14 protein-coding genes are annotated in these 17,976 nt (G+C 57.5%); 7 read left to right on the forward strand and 7 right to left on the reverse strand.

What is annotated here, in order from left to right; translation table 11 throughout:
- The 4 genes from nadB to ROO76_07005 all read left to right on the forward strand — a co-directional run.
- Positions 1–1,387, forward strand: a 1,387-nt coding sequence (gene nadB, locus ROO76_06990) for an L-aspartate oxidase (GenBank protein ID MDT8067899.1), incomplete at its 5' end; no start/stop codon positions are given.
- A 49-nt stretch (positions 1,388–1,436) separates the two neighbouring features.
- Complete coding sequence (locus ROO76_06995; GenBank protein ID MDT8067900.1) at positions 1,437–2,399, forward strand: TerC family protein; 963 nt, start codon at positions 1,437–1,439, stop codon at positions 2,397–2,399.
- 542 nt (positions 2,400–2,941) lie between these two features.
- Positions 2,942–3,286: a hypothetical protein gene (locus ROO76_07000; protein MDT8067901.1), complete on the forward strand. Its 345-nt coding sequence runs from the start codon at positions 2,942–2,944 to the stop codon at positions 3,284–3,286.
- Positions 3,287–4,068: 782 nt separating this feature from the next.
- The gene (locus ROO76_07005; GenBank protein ID MDT8067902.1) at positions 4,069–4,533 is read left to right on the forward strand and encodes a hypothetical protein; all 465 of its coding nucleotides are present in this window, start codon (positions 4,069–4,071) and stop codon (positions 4,531–4,533) included.
- A gap of 339 nt (positions 4,534–4,872) precedes the next feature.
- Here ROO76_07005 and ROO76_07010 read toward each other — a convergent pair whose 3' ends face one another.
- The 4 genes from ROO76_07010 to ROO76_07025 all read right to left on the reverse strand — a co-directional run bounded on the left by ROO76_07010 (position 4,873) and on the right by ROO76_07025 (position 10,781).
- Entirely contained in the window at positions 4,873–5,226 is a 354-nt protein-coding gene (locus ROO76_07010) for a YciI family protein (GenBank protein ID MDT8067903.1), read from the reverse strand.
- A gap of 272 nt (positions 5,227–5,498) precedes the next feature.
- Entirely contained in the window at positions 5,499–6,065 is a 567-nt protein-coding gene (locus ROO76_07015; protein ID MDT8067904.1) for a DUF4256 domain-containing protein, read from the reverse strand.
- A gap of 40 nt (positions 6,066–6,105) precedes the next feature.
- The gene (locus tag ROO76_07020) at positions 6,106–8,790 is read right to left on the reverse strand and encodes a protein kinase (protein ID MDT8067905.1); all 2,685 of its coding nucleotides are present in this window, start codon (positions 8,788–8,790) and stop codon (positions 6,106–6,108) included.
- Positions 8,791–8,903: 113 nt separating this feature from the next.
- On the reverse strand, positions 8,904–10,781 hold the full coding sequence (locus ROO76_07025; protein MDT8067906.1) for a sodium:solute symporter family protein: 1,878 nt from the start codon (positions 10,779–10,781) through the stop codon (positions 8,904–8,906).
- Between the two features lie 249 nt (positions 10,782–11,030).
- Between ROO76_07025 and ROO76_07030 the strand changes: the two genes are divergently transcribed.
- On the forward strand, positions 11,031–11,846 hold the full coding sequence (locus ROO76_07030) for a DUF2231 domain-containing protein (GenBank protein ID MDT8067907.1): 816 nt from the start codon (positions 11,031–11,033) through the stop codon (positions 11,844–11,846).
- 138 nt (positions 11,847–11,984) lie between these two features.
- Here ROO76_07030 and ROO76_07035 read toward each other — a convergent pair whose 3' ends face one another.
- From ROO76_07035 to tatB, 3 genes are all read right to left on the reverse strand, one after another.
- The gene (locus tag ROO76_07035) at positions 11,985–12,866 is read right to left on the reverse strand and encodes a M28 family peptidase (protein ID MDT8067908.1); all 882 of its coding nucleotides are present in this window, start codon (positions 12,864–12,866) and stop codon (positions 11,985–11,987) included.
- A 140-nt stretch (positions 12,867–13,006) separates the two neighbouring features.
- Positions 13,007–13,807 carry a twin-arginine translocase subunit TatC gene (gene tatC / locus ROO76_07040; protein MDT8067909.1) on the reverse strand — a complete coding sequence of 267 codons (801 nt, stop codon included), beginning with the start codon at positions 13,805–13,807 and terminating at the stop codon, positions 13,007–13,009.
- Complete coding sequence (gene tatB, locus ROO76_07045; protein ID MDT8067910.1) at positions 13,797–14,261, reverse strand: Sec-independent protein translocase protein TatB; 465 nt, start codon at positions 14,259–14,261, stop codon at positions 13,797–13,799. Before tatB ends, tatC begins: the two co-directional genes overlap by 11 nt.
- A gap of 533 nt (positions 14,262–14,794) precedes the next feature.
- Between tatB and ROO76_07050 the strand changes: the two genes are divergently transcribed.
- Positions 14,795–16,408 carry a S41 family peptidase gene (locus tag ROO76_07050; GenBank protein MDT8067911.1) on the forward strand — a complete coding sequence of 538 codons (1,614 nt, stop codon included), beginning with the start codon at positions 14,795–14,797 and terminating at the stop codon, positions 16,406–16,408.
- A gap of 204 nt (positions 16,409–16,612) precedes the next feature.
- Positions 16,613–17,911 carry a hypothetical protein gene (locus ROO76_07055; GenBank protein MDT8067912.1) on the forward strand — a complete coding sequence of 433 codons (1,299 nt, stop codon included), beginning with the start codon at positions 16,613–16,615 and terminating at the stop codon, positions 17,909–17,911.
- Positions 17,912–17,976 lie beyond the last annotated feature (65 nt).

Consider the following 17,976-nt stretch of genomic DNA (forward strand, 5'->3'; position numbering starts at 1 on the left):
GCAAGACACGATTAATGCCGGTGACGGCCTGGTGAACGAAGAAGCCGCGCGAGTGCTGGTAGAAGAAGGCCCCCCGCGGATCGAAGAACTGATTGAGTGGGGAACGCAGTTCGATCGCAGCGGTACCAAGCTGTCGTTCACCCGCGAAGGCGCGCACAGCCGGAACCGCGTGCTGCATGCGCATGGCGATTCCACCGGACGCGAGATTGGACGCGCGCTGTACGCCAAGGCTGTCACCATTCCCAAAATCCAGTTCCTGGAATTTGAATTCACATTCAAACTGATCCGCGAGCATGGACGGGTGTGCGGCGTGCGGGTGCTCGACGCCGAAAATCGCGCGCGCTCGATTCGCTCTCGGGGCGTGGTGCTTGCCACTGGCGGACTCGGCCAAGTTTATAGCGATACCACGAATCCCTCCGTCGCGACCGGAGACGGGGTGGCGATGGCGTATCGCGCGGGCGCCGAAATCAGCGATATGGAGTTCGTGCAGTTTCATCCGACGGCGTTGTACCTGAAGGGCGCGCCGCATTTCCTGCTCTCGGAGGCGCTGCGCGGAGAGGGCGCGTATCTGCGGAATACAAACCTGGCGCGCTTCATGCCGAAGTATCACGAGATGCACGAGCTTGCGCCGCGCGATGTGGTTGCGCGGGCGATCGCGCACGAGCTCGAGGTATCGCACGTCAAGGATCCGGTCGTCTATCTCGACCTCACGCACCTGAACAGCGAGCGGGTGAAGAAGCGCTTCCCGCGGATTTACTCGACCTGCATGCAGTACAACATCGATATCACGGAAGAGCTGATTCCGGTTCGTCCGGCGGCTCACTACGCGATGGGCGGAGTGAAGACGGACCTGAACGGTCGAACCAACCTTCCGGGACTCTACGCTGCGGGTGAGGTCGCGTGTACTGGAGTGCACGGCGCGAACCGGTTGGCGAGCAATTCCCTGCTCGAGGGGCTCGTTTACGGCGCGCGCGCGGCGCAGGCGGTGGCAAGCGAGTGCGGTGCTGCGCTGAGCAATGGGCCGACGAAGAACGCGCAGACGATTGCTCCGGCGAGAGCGAACTCCAAACCCAGTCCTGAGGCCGAACAGGTGGTGGCGCAGATACAGCAGCTGATGTGGCAGAACGTCGGGATCGTTCGCGAGGGCAAGAAGCTGCGCGAAACGGTTCCGCTGCTAGAGGATATACGAGCGGCGCTGCCGAGCGGAAGCTGCAGACGATGCAGCGAAGTACGGAACATTGCAGATACAGCGCTGCTGATCGCGCGTTCTGCGCTGGCGCGAATGGAGAGCCGCGGAGCGCATTATCGGATGGATTATCCGTTCCACGACGACCAGAAGTTCCTCAAGCACTCCATCGTTACTGGCGACAAAATTCGGTTTGCCTGAGTGTATTGCTGTTGTCGACCAAATTCTCTTTCGTCTATAGAATCGAAGCGTGCCTTCCAACCTGATCTTCTGGGTGCTGTTCGTGGTGTTCGTGCTGGCGATGCTGGCGCTCGATCTGGGCGTCTTCAACCGCAAAGCGCACGTCGTGCACTTCAAGGAGGCGGTCGGTTGGACCGTCGTCTGGATATCGCTTGCGGGACTGTTTGCCGTGCTGCTGTCGCAATGGGGTCACCTGATGACAGGCGATCACTCGCGGCCGAACTCGCAACTCACGCTTGAATTCGTTACCGGATATCTCATCGAAGAATCGCTCAGCGTCGACAATCTCTTCGTTTTTCTGCTGATCTTCCGCTACTTCAAGGTGCCTTCGGAGCAGCAGCACCGGGTACTGTTCTGGGGGATCATCGGGGCGCTGATCATGCGAGCGATCTTCATCATCGCGGGCGTGGCTTTGATTCGCCGCTTCGAGTGGATCACGTATATCTTCGGAGCGTTCCTGATCTACGTCGGCATCCGACTGTTCTTCCAGAAGGAAGATGAGCACCAGATGGAGAAGAATCCGATGGTGCGTTTCTTCCAGAAGCACATGCGGTTGACGAAGAATTATGAGGACGGCAAATTCTGGGTGATGCGCGAGGGGTTGCGCTACTTCACGCCTCTGGCGCTGGTGCTGCTGGTGGTCGAAGCTTCGGACGTGATCTTCGCGACGGATTCAATCCCGGCGATCCTGGCGATCACGAGAGATCCGTTCGTGGTGTTTACGTCGAACGTGTTCGCGATCCTCGGTCTGCGCTCACTTTATTTTGCGCTGGCCGGCATGATGAAGACCTTTCACATGCTGCACTACGGGTTGTCCGTCATCCTCACCTTCATCGGGATCAAGATGCTGGGCGGACATTATTTCGAGATTCCGACGGTTGCGGCGCTGGGCGTGATCGTCGCGGTGCTGGCAATCTCGGTGGCCGCATCGCTGATGTTTCCGCCGAAAACAGAACGGCGAGTAACGAGTTGAACTTGAGCAACCGCCCATGGATGTTCGCCCCACCCCCTATTTTGTGTCGTCCTCTTTTCAGTTAGTTACGGAAATTTTCCCAGTAGCGAGCTGATGGGAAAGAACTTAAATCTGAAAACAGGAACTCTCCTTTTGGGTTCAAGGATTTGCGAGGAAAGAATGTGTTTTTAAGTGCGAGGTACGAGGACTCGCAATTCGAAACTCCCGGGAGCGAGTCGAAAGTCAAAATCTGAAACACAAAACCAAAAACAAATTAGAAACCCTAGCCTCTCGCCAAAGCGGGCGACAAGTCACCCCAACAAGCGCTGCTTGTTGGGGGCCCAATGGGGTAGGGCACTACGGAAGCGAGCGAAGAACGGAGATCGGGAGAACCGAAGAACGAACTCGCTTGGACAAACAAAAACGACCGCCACTAAGGACGGCCGCTGTTTCGTCTCTCTATTTTCAGAATAGCAAATTGGGTATGGCTACTGTGACATCGCGGAGAAAACTATATTGGCAATAATATACTTGACTCAGGAAGGCTGGCTTTGGTGGGGACGATGCGAAAACTCGATGTTGTTGTTGCGTGGCTACTGATCGCCCTCGGTGCCGTCCACGTATTGTTGACGGCCAAGTTCGATCCGAACCTTGGGTTAAACGCCATCTGGTTTGCGAGTGGCGGGCTACTGATCATCACGATCGGGGCGTTGAATTTACTCCGGGTCGCCTATACGAATGCTGCAAAGGGCGTCTACATCGTTTCGGCAATAGCGAATGTCGTGCTCCTTGCGCTAATGGTCTGGATGGCAATCCGGGTACCGATCCGCGGCAATCCACAGATTGTGGTTGGTTTGATTCTTGCGGGACTGCTTACTGGATTCTCTGTGCTTCGCCGCGGTAGATAGAGAGCGATAAATCCCCATACCATAACCTATCCAGATCACTTAACAAAGTGAGTCTCCATCACCGGCAGAACGCGTCGGGGAATGGACGCGTCGGACGAACCAGATCGCTGCCCTTGCTGTCCAATACCACTGGAGAAAAGACAGGAGCATCGTTGCAAGTACCGTGTATCCATGCAGGGAAGTACCGATGAACTCATGCTCCCAGACTTCTGGATGGCGATTGGCCACTGAGATTTCAATCAGTCTCGCAACCACGGTGCTTGGAAGATGAAGTAGTAAAACCGGGCTGAATAACTTCAATTCAAAATCAGGCAATGCGGCATGATGAAACACAATTACCAAGGGGTATCTTTCTTCCCACACTGGTCGGTGCTCGACAAAAGGATGGCTTGCGCGGGCGAATGCCCCCCAGACCAACAGCCAAAGAACAGCATTTGCAATCAGCACGACACGAAGCGCAACCCTCCTGTGTGAGTGTTCGGTCATACTAACTTTGGACACCACGGAATCGGAGAATATACCAACATTCTTTGGGAAGTCCTGTGCCTGTTCGCAACAAGTAATCCGGGACCTGTCCCATCCGGTGTGGTGTCATAGCAGTTATGGAATGGACGAGTGGGTTCGTCGCATACTGCTGCTTCGTTTTGTCGGTCCTCGGAATATCAGCGACCTGCAAGGCCCAGTCCACCTCGTACACAAACACGGAAGCTTACGGCGTTTACTCAGCTGTGATCCCTCGGGCGACTCGCCATGTTCTCCCTCATCTACCGAAACGATTCGCAATGGCAGACGAAACGTTCCCGTCGACGTCTCATGCGGGGTGTTTCCCGGACAAATACCAGGGGGAGTTCGGTGAGGCGTTCAGCAACTTTGAAGAGGTGAACAAGCAGCCATTGCGACTGTTACCCGAATTTCATCTACCACGCAGGTACGACTTCGTAACGAAGAAACAGTTAGATGCGATGATCAAAGTTATCCAACCACCTCCGGTACTCGATGATTCCTGGTCATCCGACACCGACCGCCGCCTCTTTCTTTGGGAGGCGTTCTCTAAGGAATTTCCCAAATCCGACGGCTATTTCGTACTCTCAGCAGTAGGCTTCAATTCCCGAAAGGACAAAGCTGTCGTAAACGTGGCACTTTATTGTGGATACTTGTGCGCGTTGACGACCGATTACCTGCTGGAAAAACGGCAAGGACGATGGACGATTCTACCGGTCGAGTCTGCGTGTACGGGAGTGTCGTGAGAATAGAGCTTGGGAAATCGCCATCAAACAAGCTGAGACTGAGCTAAGAATGAACATTGTTAGGCGAATCGCAGCCCTCAAGCGAGAAATCCATTACAGAGAAGAGGAATTGCAGCGCGTTGCACGGCTTCGCGAGAGGAAGGAGCCAACTGTTATCGCTTTCCCCGGTAAGGTGGACGAGTATTTAAGAGCCATCCGTGCGGAGATCAAGCACGGTTGAATGAAATCGCGAACTTGAACGAAGCCGATAGCTGATGGTAAGTCGTCATACCGCAATCTATCCAGAGTTACCGGAAGAGGACGGCACGGCGCAGCACCGGTTCGCTGCTGGCGTACCGCTCATTCCTCGGTGGGGGCCGGCATGAAGAATATCTCTCGCACCTCGACCTGCCCCCGAGTGGCGGCGACGCCTTTGCGTGCCCATGCAACAGCCTCGTCCATGTCAGCGCATTCCAAAATCCAAAAACCGCCGATGTGTTCCTTGGTCTCGAGGTATGGCCCGTCGGTGATGTGGACCCCGCCATCGGCCTGCGCCCGCAACGATTTCGCGGCCCCAAGGCCGCAAGCGAATTTCCTGACGCCGGCAGCAATCATCTCTTTGTTGAGTTCGTGGATCTCGCGGCCCATCGCTTCGTCCGCCTGGGACGGGTCGAAGTCGTCGGGGAGGTAACCAGCAACCAAGTATTGCGGCATTATGTTCTCCTGTCGTCTTAAGCCAGGCTAATCGCCCCGCCTTCACTATAACGTCGAACGGCTAGACCAGAATTCGACCAACTTTCCAGAAAAATCTTAGTAATGAAGTGGAGTGTCCGTAACACCTGATGACGGCAGCTCGGGTGAATAATGCGCACGGTGCGAACTAGTATCTGTGTGGAAAATGTTTGTGGTCACCCGGCCCTTTCCCAAAAAACCGGGAAAGGACCGGGCACCCACCGTGTGTGAAGGTCCGGCCACCCGGCCGCCTTTTAAACCCGTAGTGCGCCGCGGAAGCCGCGGCCAGCGTAGTAGGATTCGGCGCCGTTATGGTAGGTGAAGACGGTGTCGTAGCGGCGATCGCAGAAGAGGGCGCCGCCGAGTTTCCGGACATTGGAAGGGGTCTTGATCCAGCTTGAGGTTTTGGTGTCGAATTCTCCGAGCTTCTCCAACTCGCGATATTGTTCTTCGGTCAGAAGTTCGACGCCCATTGCGGTGGCCACATCGACGGCGTTATTTGCCGGTTTGTGCTCCTTCCTTGCGTCGAGGGCTTCGCGGTCGTAGCAAAGGCTTCGACGGTCTTTGGGAGTCTCCGGGGAGCAGTCGTAGAAAATGTATTTGCCGGTCTTCTTGTCGTGACCAACGACATCGGGTTCGCCGCCGGTACGTTCCATCTCGTGGAGTGACCACAGCTTTTCAGGGTTCGATTCGAGCCTCGACTGTACCTTGGCCCATTCAAGGCCCCTGTGGCGATTCATGTTCTTCTCGAAACGGGCTTTCAAAGTGGGGAGGAGTTCGTCGCGCTGTTTGGGGGACAAGTTTCTCTTACTAGCCTTCATGTGCTTTATACCTCTGCTGAACGGGTAGCCTGACGGCGGATTACTTTTTCAATCCGGTGGTGAAGTTGGTGACGACGGTGATCGGTTGGTTGATCTGCTGGGAGATGCGCGCCAGCAGGAAGCGCTTGCCGTCGGGGGCGACGCTAAAAAAAGGCGTTGTCAGGAATGTCCATTGGTGGCTGAGAACCTGGGGCACGCCGAATTGAAGGGCGCCGCCGGACTCTTTGACTGAAACGGCGACGAGGTTCTGGTTGCCGTCGAAGTAGAAGATCTCTTTACCGTCAGCGCTCCAATGCGGTACCTGTCCGGTATCGGGTGAAACCTGCCATTTGCCCTGTCCGCCACCATAGGCCTGCACATAGACTTCGTTCTGGCCGGATTCGGTGGAACTGTAAGCGAGCCAGCGCCCGTCAGGGGAAAGGGTGGCGTAACTTCCATGCGGGAGTACCTGGTGTGGCTTGTGGTCTCCATCGACAGAGATGGCCCATACCCCATCATCTCTTTGAGTAAACAAATTCGGTGAATAGAAGAGGGTCTTGCCGTCGGGTGACCAGGAGTCGGGAGCGAAGTTCATGGTGGCCGAGTCGGCAACCAGTAATTCTTCAGCGCCACTGCCGTCGGAGGGTCTGCGATAGATTCCACCCCCGGATACACGAAAAGAGCTGTACGCAATCCACTTTTCGTCGGGTGACCAGACAGGAATAGTGTTTCCTGTTGGGCCGAAGGTGAGCCGGGTTCGGACGCCGCGGGCGAGGTCGAGGACCCAGATGTCGTTGATGCCGGTATCAATCTGCAGCGCGACGCGATCACCGCGCGGCGAGAGGGCGGCGAATTGCAGTTTCTGGAGATTGTCAGCCGCCACTCCCACCTCTTTTCCGCTGCGCTCCATCCAGACGAGTTGAACCCCACCGGAGGTACCGCTGCCGAAGGCGAGAAGGCCGCTGTCGGTTGCGGTAACGCTGCTGCGCCAAGTGGAGGTGTCGATAAGCACCCCGGAAGAAAGAGTCTGCATTTCACCGTTCAGGACCGCATTATCGGGATCGAAGGGTTGGGCAATCAGCTGATCGTTGCGGCTGAGGAGAAGAAAGCCGGCAGCGTAGATTCCGTTGCTCTGGGTGTGGATGAGCAGACGGTTCTCGCGACCGTCGAGCGAGGCATAGAAGATGCCATCGTTCGACTGCCTGGTCGGGTCATGGTTCAAGGCGAAATAGAGGAAATGCTTGCCGTCAGGAAGAAGAAAAGGCCAGCGGTAGGAAGAGTACTTTGAAAGATCGAGAGGGATGAACTGGGTGGCAGAACCACCGTTGGCATTGACCTTGAACAGCGGTGAGATTGGCGATGGCGAAAAAACGATGACGCCGCTGGGACTCCAGGCACCACCGCGCCCGAGTTGCGCGTCGCAGAGAGTTTGGGCGGTGGTTCCATTCAGGTCGATGGTCCGGAGTTTGCCATTGGCGAAGAACCCGAGCGCATGGCTATCGGGCGACCAGAAAGGAAAGATCGCGTCGCTGGTGTCGGGCAGGATACGCGCATCTTCTGCGTTCATGCGACGCACCCACAAATTCGTCTTGCCGTTCGTGTCGATGGCAGTAAAGGCGATGTAAGCGCCGTCGGGCGAGAGCACGGGCGGGCCGGCAAGATCCGATGACAGGCGAAAACGGGTGTCAGGCGGTGGATTGATTTCGGCACGGATGCTGGCGGCGTTGACCGTGCTGCGATGAAGGAAGAATCCTGCAAGGGCCGCCAGAATGGTTGCGACCGCAATCGCAGCGAACCATGGGAGGCGGCTTCGGCTGGGTGCGGTGACCGATTCCGCGTCGGCGGGTGCGCAACGGAGCGATGCGATCCAGCGCAGCTCCATGGCGACGTCATGGATCGATTGCGTGCGCTCGGCGGGATCTTTGGCGAGACAGCCACGAACCACGAGATCGAGCATGGGCGGAGCGACCGCCTGGGTGTTAGCGATAGGCTCTGGTTCTTTTTCGAGGATGGAGGTGAAGATGCTGAGCTGCGATTTGCCTTCGAAGGCTCGGCGACCGGTAACCATCTCGTAGAGAACGCAGCCAAAGCTGAACAGGTCGCTGCGCACATCGGCTTCGGCTCCCTGCAAGACTTCAGGAGCGATGTACTGGAAAGTGCCGACGACTGAGCCTTTCTGCGTGATGGGCGACGCGGCAGAGGCAAGCGAGGCCAGGTTCATGGTTGGCGTGGTCGGCGTGAGGTGTCCGACCGCTTGCGATGCGATCGATACCTTCGGTTTCGCGAGACCGAAGTCCATCAGCTTGGCGCCGGCCTTGGTCAGCATGATGTTACCGGGCTTGAGGTCGCGGTGGATGATTCCCTGCTGGTGAGCTTTTTCGAGCGCCTCGGCAATCTCGACGCCAATCTTGAGAACCTGGTCGAGGGGAAGCGCGCCTTTCTCGAGACGCTGGGCCAGGGTGTGGCCTTCGAGGTACTCCATGACCAGGAAGTCGGTTCCGTCCTGCGAGCCGATGTCGTGAAGCGTGCAGATGTTCGGGTGCTGAAGCGCGGAGATGGCCTTGGCTTCACGCTGCATGCGTTGGCGCGATTCGGTATCAGAGGAGAGATGCGCGGGCAGGACCTTGATGGCTACGGTGCGATCGAGACGGGTGTCCTTCGCTCGATACACTTCACCCATGCCGCCGGCACCGAGCGGAGACTGGATTTCGTAAGGACCAAGTTTTGAGCCAGAAGTGATGGCCATCCGTGCGCGACATTATAGCGTGTCGGCAGGGTTGGGGAAGATGGACTTATGTGTCTCGCGGGGAACTACCCCGCCCTAACGAAGCCAGGACGGGGAACCCGGAAGAAAACACTCTAATGCTTGCCGGTGGCGACGTCGGCGCTGAGGTCGGCGACCGCTTCGGCGGCACTGGCGCCCCAATTGCGCGCGGATTGCTCCTTGTAGAGCAGGAAACCGCAGATCAGCGAGCCCACAAGCATCAGCGAGCCGAGGCCGCGCTGATTCAGGATGAACTTGCCGGTTCCGAAGAGCGCGAGGTAGATCAGCGCGCAACCTAATATCCACGACAGGAGGTTGCGGCCGATGTCGCGCGTTTGCGCGATCTGCGTCTCCAGGGCGGCGATGGGTTTCCAGCCGCGCACGTCGGGATGCACTTTGCGGTAGAAGGCGCGGAGGACGGGTTCGGGTTCGGCGCTGGTCAGGAGAGTTACGGCTATCGCGACGATTGTGGTGCAAAGCGTGGTTGTGATCGCGGTTTTCGCAAAGACAACGGCGTCGCTTCCAGTGAAGGGCGGCGCTACGGTTCCCCGCATACCGAGAAATTGCCAGATACGCAGCGAGAGGGAGACAACCATTGCGGTTGCCATTGCGGAGATTTCGCTCCAGGCATTGATGCGCCACCAGTACCAGCGCAACAGGTAGACGATTCCGGTGCCGGCTCCGAGTTCGAGGACGAATTCCCAGCCGGACTTGATGGACGTTAGCAGCGCGGCGACGACGGCGGCGGCACAAACGAGGATGACCGTCGTGAGGCGGGAAATGTGGACGTAGTGACGCTCCGACGCGTCCTTCTTGATGAAGCGCCGGTAGAAATCGGAGACGAGATAGGAGGCTCCCCAGTTGAGGTGCGTGGCGATGGTGGACATGAAGGCGGCGAGGAATCCAGCCATGGCGACGCCTCGCCAGGCATGCGGCAGATGCTCGTTCAGCACCATCATGTAACCAGCTTCGGGATTGGCTCCGGGGGCGCGCAGTTCAGGATGCAACACGATCACGGCGAGGCCGGTGAGTATCCAGGGCCAGGGGCGCACCGCGTAATGCGCGAAATTGAACCAGAGGACGGAGAGCAGGCCGTTCTTCTCATCCTTGGCGCTGAAGATACGCTGCGCGATGTAGCCGCCACCACCGGGTTCGGCGCCGGGATACCAGAAGGCCCACCACTGCACGCCGAGGAAGACGACGAAGGTGATGACCGGGAGAGTCCAGAGATTCTCAGAGGTGAAGCCATGGGAGAAGTCGGGGAAGAGCGCGAGTGGGTCGGATGCGCCGTTGGTCGCGCGCATGGAAGAAAGTCGCGAGAGCATCACGTCCATACCGCCGATGGCGTGCACCGCATAGAACGCGACGGCTATCACGATGCCCATCTTGAGGACGAACTGGAAGAGGTCGGTCCAGAGGACTCCCCAGAGGCCACCGAGCGCGACGTAGAAACCAGTGAACGGGATGAGGAATAGAACGCAAATGAGCAGGGCCTTGAAATCGCTGATCTGGAAGGTGACGCCGAGGATGGAGACCATGGCCTTGGTCACCCAGCCGAGAATGAGGCAGTTCATCAGCAGGCCGAGGTAGATGGCGCGGAATCCGCGCAGGAATGCCGCGGGTTTTCCCGCATAGCGCATTTCGGCGAACTGGACATCGGTGAGCAGGCCGGAGCGTCGCCAGAGTCGCGCGAAGAGGAACACGGTCATCATTCCGGAGAGCAGAAAACTCCACCATATCCAATTACCGGCGATTCCCTGGCGATAGACGAGGCCGGTGACGAGCAGCGGGGTGTCGGCGGCAAAGGTGGTCGCGACCATCGAGGTTCCGGCGAGCCACCAAGTGACGTTGCGGCCGGAGACGAAATAATCGTCGACGCTTTTGCCGGAGCGCGATTTGAAGTAGAGGCCTAAAAGAAGAGTGATCAGCAGGTAAGCGGCGATCGCGCCCCAATCCAGAAAGGTAAAGGTCATGGTATCCCTTTGAAAACCGACTCACCACAGAGACACAGAGGCACAGAGACTCAAAATCATAACTGCTCCAACAATCCGGGGCCGACATGGCAACTCAGTGTCTCTGTGTCTCTGCAGTGAAGGAATAGTGTTTAGAAGAATGCTGTGGGTGTCAATTCTTTCTTGAGTTCCCTGCTCTTCAGGCCCCTTGGCACCTTACTTTCACCATCTAAGTGTTTGAGAAGGGTTGCCAATTTTGAGGAGGGTTCCATGCGGTCCAAAGCGCACATCGGTTCACACCCCATTCACCCGATGATCGTGGCATTCCCGGTGGGACTGTGGGTGACGAGCTTCATCTTCGACCTGATCGGAGCGGGGTCGCACGAGCAGGCGTATTTCACGGCGAGCTATTACATGATCATCGCCGGGTGCATCGGCGCGGCATGCGCGGCAATCCCCGGGGTGATCGACCTGTTTGGCGTGATTCCAGCGAACTCCAGCGGGCGATCGCGGGGGTACATTCACGGAACGCTGAATACGCTGGCGCTGGCGGACTTCGTTTATGTGGCGGTTCGGCGAGGCTCACCGGCGGTTGCAGCGGACGGAATCGCGATCGCGTGCTCGGCGGGCGGAGTAGTCCTGATTGCGATCTCAGGATGGCTGGGCGCCACGCTGGTTTATCGCAACCAGATTGGAGTGGATCGGCGGTTCGCGAATGCGGGGCAACTGCGCGAGCGGACTGTGACGGATTTCCGGCGGCCAGTTTGCAACCAGTCGGAACTGGGCGACGGGCAGATGATGCTGATACGCAGCGGCAACGACCGGATTGCGATTGCACGATGCGCGGAAGGGCTGTTCGCGTTCGAGGATCACTGCACGCATAAAGGCGGGCCGTTGAGCGATGGCGCGCAGGTGGACTGCACGGTGCAGTGCCCATGGCACGGCTCGCAATTCGATATCAGGACGGGTCGCGTGGTGGCGGGACCAGCTGGGCGCCAGGTCACAACATATCCGATCGAGATTCGCGGCGGAGAAGTTTACGTTAAGAAGGATGTCGTGGCCGGGGAGAAACCGAAGGCCGCGTAAGACCGATTCACCACAGAGACACAGAGGCACAGAGAGTCAGAGCATAACTGCAGAAATAAACGCAAAAGCACGACCTCCAAGATTGGGGGGGAAGATCAGACCTCTCTATGACTCTGTGTCTCTGTGGTGTGTCGGTTGTTATTTCGTGTTCAGTGCGCGGATGCTTTCGAGGACGGTGTCGCCGACAATTTGAAGGCTCTTGGGGCTGATCTTGTCCATGGTGTCTTCGGTCGTGTGGTGGAAGAGGTTGTTGAAGCCGTAGGTGAAGTCGATGAGGTCCACAACAGGGATGCCGATCTTCTTAAAAGGGAGCTGATCGTCATTAATCGCCTGATCGGACTTGTAGAAGTAAGAGCCGTAGCCGAGACGGTCAGCGGCGCGCCCGATGACATCCTGCAACCAGGGAGTGGAGTTGGTTTCGCGGGTGATGTCGAGGTCCTTGTCACCGATCATGTCGAGCAGGATGAAGGCCTTGATTTTTTGCGCGGTACCGTCGTTCTTCCACTTGGCCGCGAGCTGCTTGGTGCCGTAGAGGCTGTCGGAGTCAGACCAGCTGACTGTAGCTTCTTCGCCGTCATCGAAAACCAGCCAGATGCTGTAACCGTCGTTGGGTTTTGATTTCAGGACGTTTGCGAGTTCGATCAGGAGGCCGCTGGTTGAGGCGCCGTCGTTGGCGCCGACAAAGTTCTCATTGCGCAGCGGGTAATTCGTGTCGTAATGGCTTGCGAGGACGATGATGCCGTCTTTCTTGCCGGGGATCTTCGCGATGATGTTGTTCATCGGAAAAGTTCCAGCGGCTGTATTCGCCGTGAACTTGTCTTGTTCTACTTGAATGCCCTGCAGGTGAGACACGATGTATTGCTCGACCTTGCGATGGGTTTCGCTGCCGATGGGACGTGGGCCGAAGGCGACGATTTCGCCGGCGTACTGGTAGGCCTTCTTTCCGTCGACCTTGGGCGCGGGTGGTTCATTCGCGGGAGGATCGTAGGAAGCGGGATTGATGGAAGCAGGTTTGGGCATCGGGGCCTCGGCCTTTGCCTGTGGCTGAGACTGGTCGCCGTTGCAGGCGGGCCACAATAAAACTGATCCCAACAGGAGTGCGATTAACACAGGAATGCCTCCGCGCTTGCATCGAGACTGCCCGTGAATTGGATGCTCAATCATGAGTTCTGTTCGGCTTCCCGTCGTGCTTTTCGTCGGGCCGGATGGACCACGTATGCCACGCCGATACTCAACAGGTAGAGAGCGATCATGGGCGCGGCGAAGATGCACATGTTCATGATATCGGTGGTCGGGGTAATGATGGCGGCAATAATAAAGATAACCAGGATGGAATAGCGCAGGTTGTTCCACATCCACTTAGCGCTCACAAGGCCCATCAACGAAAGAAAGAACACCAAGATCGGCATCTCGAAGACGACGCCGAGACCGAGAATGATGGTCATAAAGAGATCGGTGTACTCACCGATCGTCACCATGGGCTGGAACTGCGCGCCGTAGCCGACGAGGAAATCGAGCGCCGCGGGAAAGACGATCTTGTAGCCGAAGAAGCCGCCAGCCATGAAAAGAAATACCGTGCTGAACATGAACGGCAGCACGTAGCGACGCTCATGCTTGTAAAGCCCCGGAGCGATAAATGCCCAAACCTGGTAGAGGATAAAAGGCGAAGCTACGAAAATCCCGCCTATCAATCCTAACTTCAAGTACATGTTGAAGGGTTCGGTCGGATTCAGGTATGTGAGCTTCTGGTCGAGGCCATGGCGCTGCAGCGCGAACATGATGGGCTGCTGCATGTAGTTGTAAATCTTCTCGTGAAACCAGTAGACGATGCTGAAGCCGCCGATGATGGACAAGACAGACCAGATGATGCGCCGGCGCAGTTCCTCGAGGTGCTCGAGGAAACTCATCGACTGGAGTTGTTCGAGGCGCGATTTGGCGGCGCCGCTGGCTTCAGATGGCATTTGGCTCCCGATGGGACGTATTGATGGCGGGCTCGTCGTTGAAGCTCAACTGCTCGGGTTCGTGCGGCGCTTCCTCGTGAGTTGCTGCGGCGGCTTCGCCGTTTTCTGAAGACGACGCAGTGGTTTCGGAGAGGGGGCGCGTTTCGCCTTCGACGACGTATCCGGAGCCGGTCGCGAGCGAATTGCTAATGGCACCCGGCGGGGGTGGCGGCAAAATTGTCTGCTCGCCTGCGGCGAGTTGCTGCGTGCGCGATTTTTCGCGCTGCTGCTGGCGTTCCTGGATTTCGAGCTGCTCGATCTCGTTCTCGATCTGGTATTTGAAATCGTTGGTTGCGCGCTTGAACTCGGCCATTACCTTCCCGAATTTGCGCGCCAATTCGGGAAGCCTCTTGGGCCCGAAGACGATGAGGGCCATAAGGAAGATGAACAGCATCTCTGGCATGCCGAGATTCATGCTTCCATCATACTTGGGGTTCTAGTTTGGCAGCAATCACGCCAATGTGGGGACGAAGGTACGAGGTACAAGGTGAGGGGGAGGCTAGCGTGGAGTTATCTGAGCTGTCGAGGTCGAAGGCAGTTCCACATTGGACAGCGCCGCGGGAGCGCCTCAGGGAAATCTTCGATATCGGAGCTTAACGAAATAGCGTCGACCCACTAAGTACGTGCAATCGCGGCGCGAGCATAGTTCTGGTGGCTCAACCACTTGAAACTTGGCCCACGGTCGCGAGTACGGCCGTGGGCCGGGTACTTAGGAGGTGGTAATGGACCCTGAGCGGAATTGGAGAGGGATTCAATGGCCTATTTGTCGGCGGTCGGAATACAGCTACTTCTTACGCACCTTTAAGCGCTCCGGAAGCATCAGAAACACTGGGGCTTGTACAGGCGGGATACGTCCCAAAGGTGCCCGGGTTTACCGTGCTATACTGCCCATAATCAACCGGTTGCGGGGTTTGCGGCCGCGAATCCTGCAACTTCTAAGGACACACGATGGCCCGTAGTACGCGACGATCTCTTGGCCTGATCTTTGTAATCATTCTTTTCTGTGGCGCGCTGGGCGCCCTGTTCGGACAAAAGGTCAGCAGCACGCCTGCGACCGGCGACTCCGACGTGCAGGACAACCTGAAGGAGTTCTCGCAGGTGTACAGCGTCGTCGAACAGAATTATGCGGAACAGGTCGATCCCGACAAGGCCATCTATAACGGCGCTATTCCGGGCATGCTGCGAGTGCTTGACCCGCACTCGAACTTCTTCGATCCAAAGTCGTATGCGCTGCTGCGCGAAGAACAGCGCGGCAAGTATTACGGCGTCGGAATGCAGGTGGGCCCGCGCAATAACAAGGTCATCGTGATTGCTCCGTTCGCGGGCGCTCCGGCGTATCGAGTTGGTATCCGGCCCGGCGATGTCATCATCGCGGTGGACGGCAAACCGACGGACAACATGAGCGTCAGCGATGTTGCCGAGTTGCTGAAGGGACCCCGCGGCACGACGGTGAAGATCACGGTGCTGCGCGAGGGCGCGGAAAAACCTCTGGAGTTCTCGGTGGTGCGCGATGAGATTCCTCGCTACTCGGTGGACGTTCACTTCCTGATCCGGCCGGGCATCGGGTATGTCCATATCTCGGGGTTCCAGGAGACAACGGTTGACGAGCTGAACGCGGCGCTGAACGATATGGGCGACGTCAAGGGCCTGATTCTCGATCTTCGGCAGAACCCGGGCGGACTACTGAGCGAAGGCGTCGGCGTGGCGGACAAGTTCCTGAAGAAGGGACAGGTGATCGTCAGTCATCATGGACGGAACTCGCCGGAGAAGGTCTATCGGGCGGCGCATGGCAACGGCGGCAAGGATTATCCGCTGGTGGTGCTGGTGAATCGCGGAACAGCTTCGGCGGCGGAAATCGTGTCGGGTGCGATACAGGACCACGATCGTGGATTGATTGCCGGTGAGACGACATTCGGCAAGGGTTTGGTACAAACGGTGTATCCGCTGAGCGAGAACACCGGACTGGCACTGACGACGGCGAAGTACTACACGCCGAGCGGACGGCTGATCCAGCGCAATTACTCGGGCCTGTCGCTGTACGACTACTACTACAATCGCGAAGACGACGCGGCGAACGTGCCGATGGCAAATCGCGAAGTAAAGCTGACGGACAGCGGGCGCACGGTGTATGGCGGCGGAGGAATCACGCCGGACGTGAAGATACCCACGCCAAAACCGGATCACTTCCAGGACGTGCTGCTGCAGAAGTACGCGTTCTTCAATTTCGCCAAGCACTACCTGGTGAATCACAAGGTGGACAAGAGCTTCCAGGTGGACGAGAACGTGATGCAGGAGTTCCGGCGCTTCCTTGACGATCAGAAGATTCCGTTCACGGAACTGGAACTGGCACAGGATAAAGACTGGGTTCAGACGAACATCAAGGCAGAACTGTTCATCAGCCAGTTCGGACAGCAGGCAGGCTTCATCGTAAGGGCGGAAGGCGATCCTGAGGTCTCCAAGGCCCTGACACTGCTGCCACAGGCGAAAGAACTGGCGGAAAACGCGCAGCGAATCATCGCCCAGCGCAAGCAGGCACAGATGGCAGCTCAGCAGAATCAATAGAGGCCGGCCCAGATTGCCGGATCGACGGCGGCGCTTTGCCGCCGTTTTCTTTTGGCGAAGGCGAAGTTTCCGTCACCTCTGCTTGACTATCTGCGTTTTCTCCGTAAGACTGCCCGAAAGCAGTAAACGTGTTTCGCGCGCCACGCCACGCCAGCGCCTACTTCGTCAATTGACTGGCCGAACTGACTCGCATGGGAGCGGTCGATGAGCGAACCTGCTGCATTACAAACTTCTCAGGCAGCGAGGGTGGTTACAATTCCGCGGCCGGAATCCGTTAACGACCTCGCAATCCGGAGGAGTTTTCTCGAGGAATTGGGACTGAAGATCCTGTATTTGACAGGGCCGGCGTCGATCCCGGAATTGGCCGATCGGCTGAAGCTCAATTACCGCACAACCGATGAAATATTTCGACGGATCCGGGATGGGCTGCTTTGCGAAGTAACGAGCGTCTCGAGAAATACGCCCACGCTGGCGATGACGACGCAGGGGCGCGCACGAGCGTTGGAATTGCTTTCGCTGAACCAGTACACGGGGCCGACCCCTGTGTCTCTGTCCAGCTATGTCCAGCAGGTTGGGTTGCAGAGTGTCCGGAAGATGGCGATCCATCCGCCGGATATTCAGAAGGCATTTGCGCACCTCGTGGTCGACTCGAAGACGTTGACGCAGATTGGGACGGCCCTGAACTCCGGCACGTCCATATTCCTCCATGGGCCGACGGGATCCGGGAAGACGACGATCGCCGAGACACTGACAAAAGTGTTTGCGGCGGATAAGGTCTGGATTCCTTACGCCGTTGAAGTCGATGGGGAAGTCATCGCGGTCTATGACCCGATCATTCACCGAAAAGTCGAGGAGCCCACGGCGGATGTTGGCGACCGGCGATGGGTGCTGTGCGAGCGTCCCACGGTGCTGGTCGGTGGCGAGCTGACAATCGAAATGCTGGACCTGCAGTTCAACGGCATCGCCAAGTTCTACGAAGCACCCGTGCAGATGAAGGCGAACAACGGGGTGTTGATCATCGACGACTTCGGGCGGCAAAGATTGCGTCCGGATGAGCTTTTGAACCGCTGGGTGGTGCCGCTCGATCGTCATATCGATTTTCTGAGCCTTGCCGGCGGAAAGAAAATCGAGATGCCATTTGAAATGTTCGTGGTGTTTGCGACGAATATGTCGCCAAGCGAACTGGTGGACGCCGCCTTTCTGCGACGGATCCAAACGAAGATTCGGGTAGGAAACATTTCAGGGGCGCAATTTCACGAGATATTCCGGCGGGTAGCGCAGTCGGCGAAGTTGCAGTACGACCGCGAGGTTGTCGACGAACTGATTCACGTCATCCAGCAGTCGCTGCACGAACCCCTGCGAGCGTGCCAGCCAAGGGACATCGTCAACCAGATCTACTGGGCTGCGAAATATGAAGGAACGCCGATGAAACTGGACCACAACACGATCAAACGGGCGGTCGATGCTTACTTCCTGCCGCCGGGGAGCGATGAGGAGGCATAACCATGGCAGGCAACTCACGCAGGCGTGCGACTAGAAGCTCAGGTTCAGACTCTCTCTTTGCCTTT

The organism is Terriglobia bacterium (genome assembly GCA_032252755.1).
Classification (GTDB): domain Bacteria; phylum Acidobacteriota; class Terriglobia; order Terriglobales; family Acidobacteriaceae; genus JAVUPY01.

Coding starts and splice junctions, on each gene's coding strand:
- ROO76_07000 (MDT8067901.1), top strand. CDS start 2,942: ATGCGAAAACTCGATGTTGTTGTTGCGTGGCTACTGATCGCCCTCGGT.
- ROO76_07005 (MDT8067902.1), top strand. CDS start 4,069: ATGGCAGACGAAACGTTCCCGTCGACGTCTCATGCGGGGTGTTTCCCG.
- ROO76_07010 (MDT8067903.1), bottom strand. CDS start 5,226: ATGCCGCAATACTTGGTTGCTGGTTACCTCCCCGACGACTTCGACCCG.
- ROO76_07015 (MDT8067904.1), bottom strand. CDS start 6,065: ATGAAGGCTAGTAAGAGAAACTTGTCCCCCAAACAGCGCGACGAACTC.
- ROO76_07020 (MDT8067905.1), bottom strand. CDS start 8,790: ATGGCCATCACTTCTGGCTCAAAACTTGGTCCTTACGAAATCCAGTCT.
- ROO76_07025 (MDT8067906.1), bottom strand. CDS start 10,781: ATGACCTTTACCTTTCTGGATTGGGGCGCGATCGCCGCTTACCTGCTG.
- ROO76_07030 (MDT8067907.1), top strand. CDS start 11,031: ATGCGGTCCAAAGCGCACATCGGTTCACACCCCATTCACCCGATGATC.
- ROO76_07035 (MDT8067908.1), bottom strand. CDS start 12,866: ATGCCCAAACCTGCTTCCATCAATCCCGCTTCCTACGATCCTCCCGCG.
- tatC (MDT8067909.1), bottom strand. CDS start 13,807: ATGCCATCTGAAGCCAGCGGCGCCGCCAAATCGCGCCTCGAACAACTC.
- tatB (MDT8067910.1), bottom strand. CDS start 14,261: ATGAATCTCGGCATGCCAGAGATGCTGTTCATCTTCCTTATGGCCCTC.
- ROO76_07050 (MDT8067911.1), top strand. CDS start 14,795: ATGGCCCGTAGTACGCGACGATCTCTTGGCCTGATCTTTGTAATCATT.
- ROO76_07055 (MDT8067912.1), top strand. CDS start 16,613: ATGAGCGAACCTGCTGCATTACAAACTTCTCAGGCAGCGAGGGTGGTT.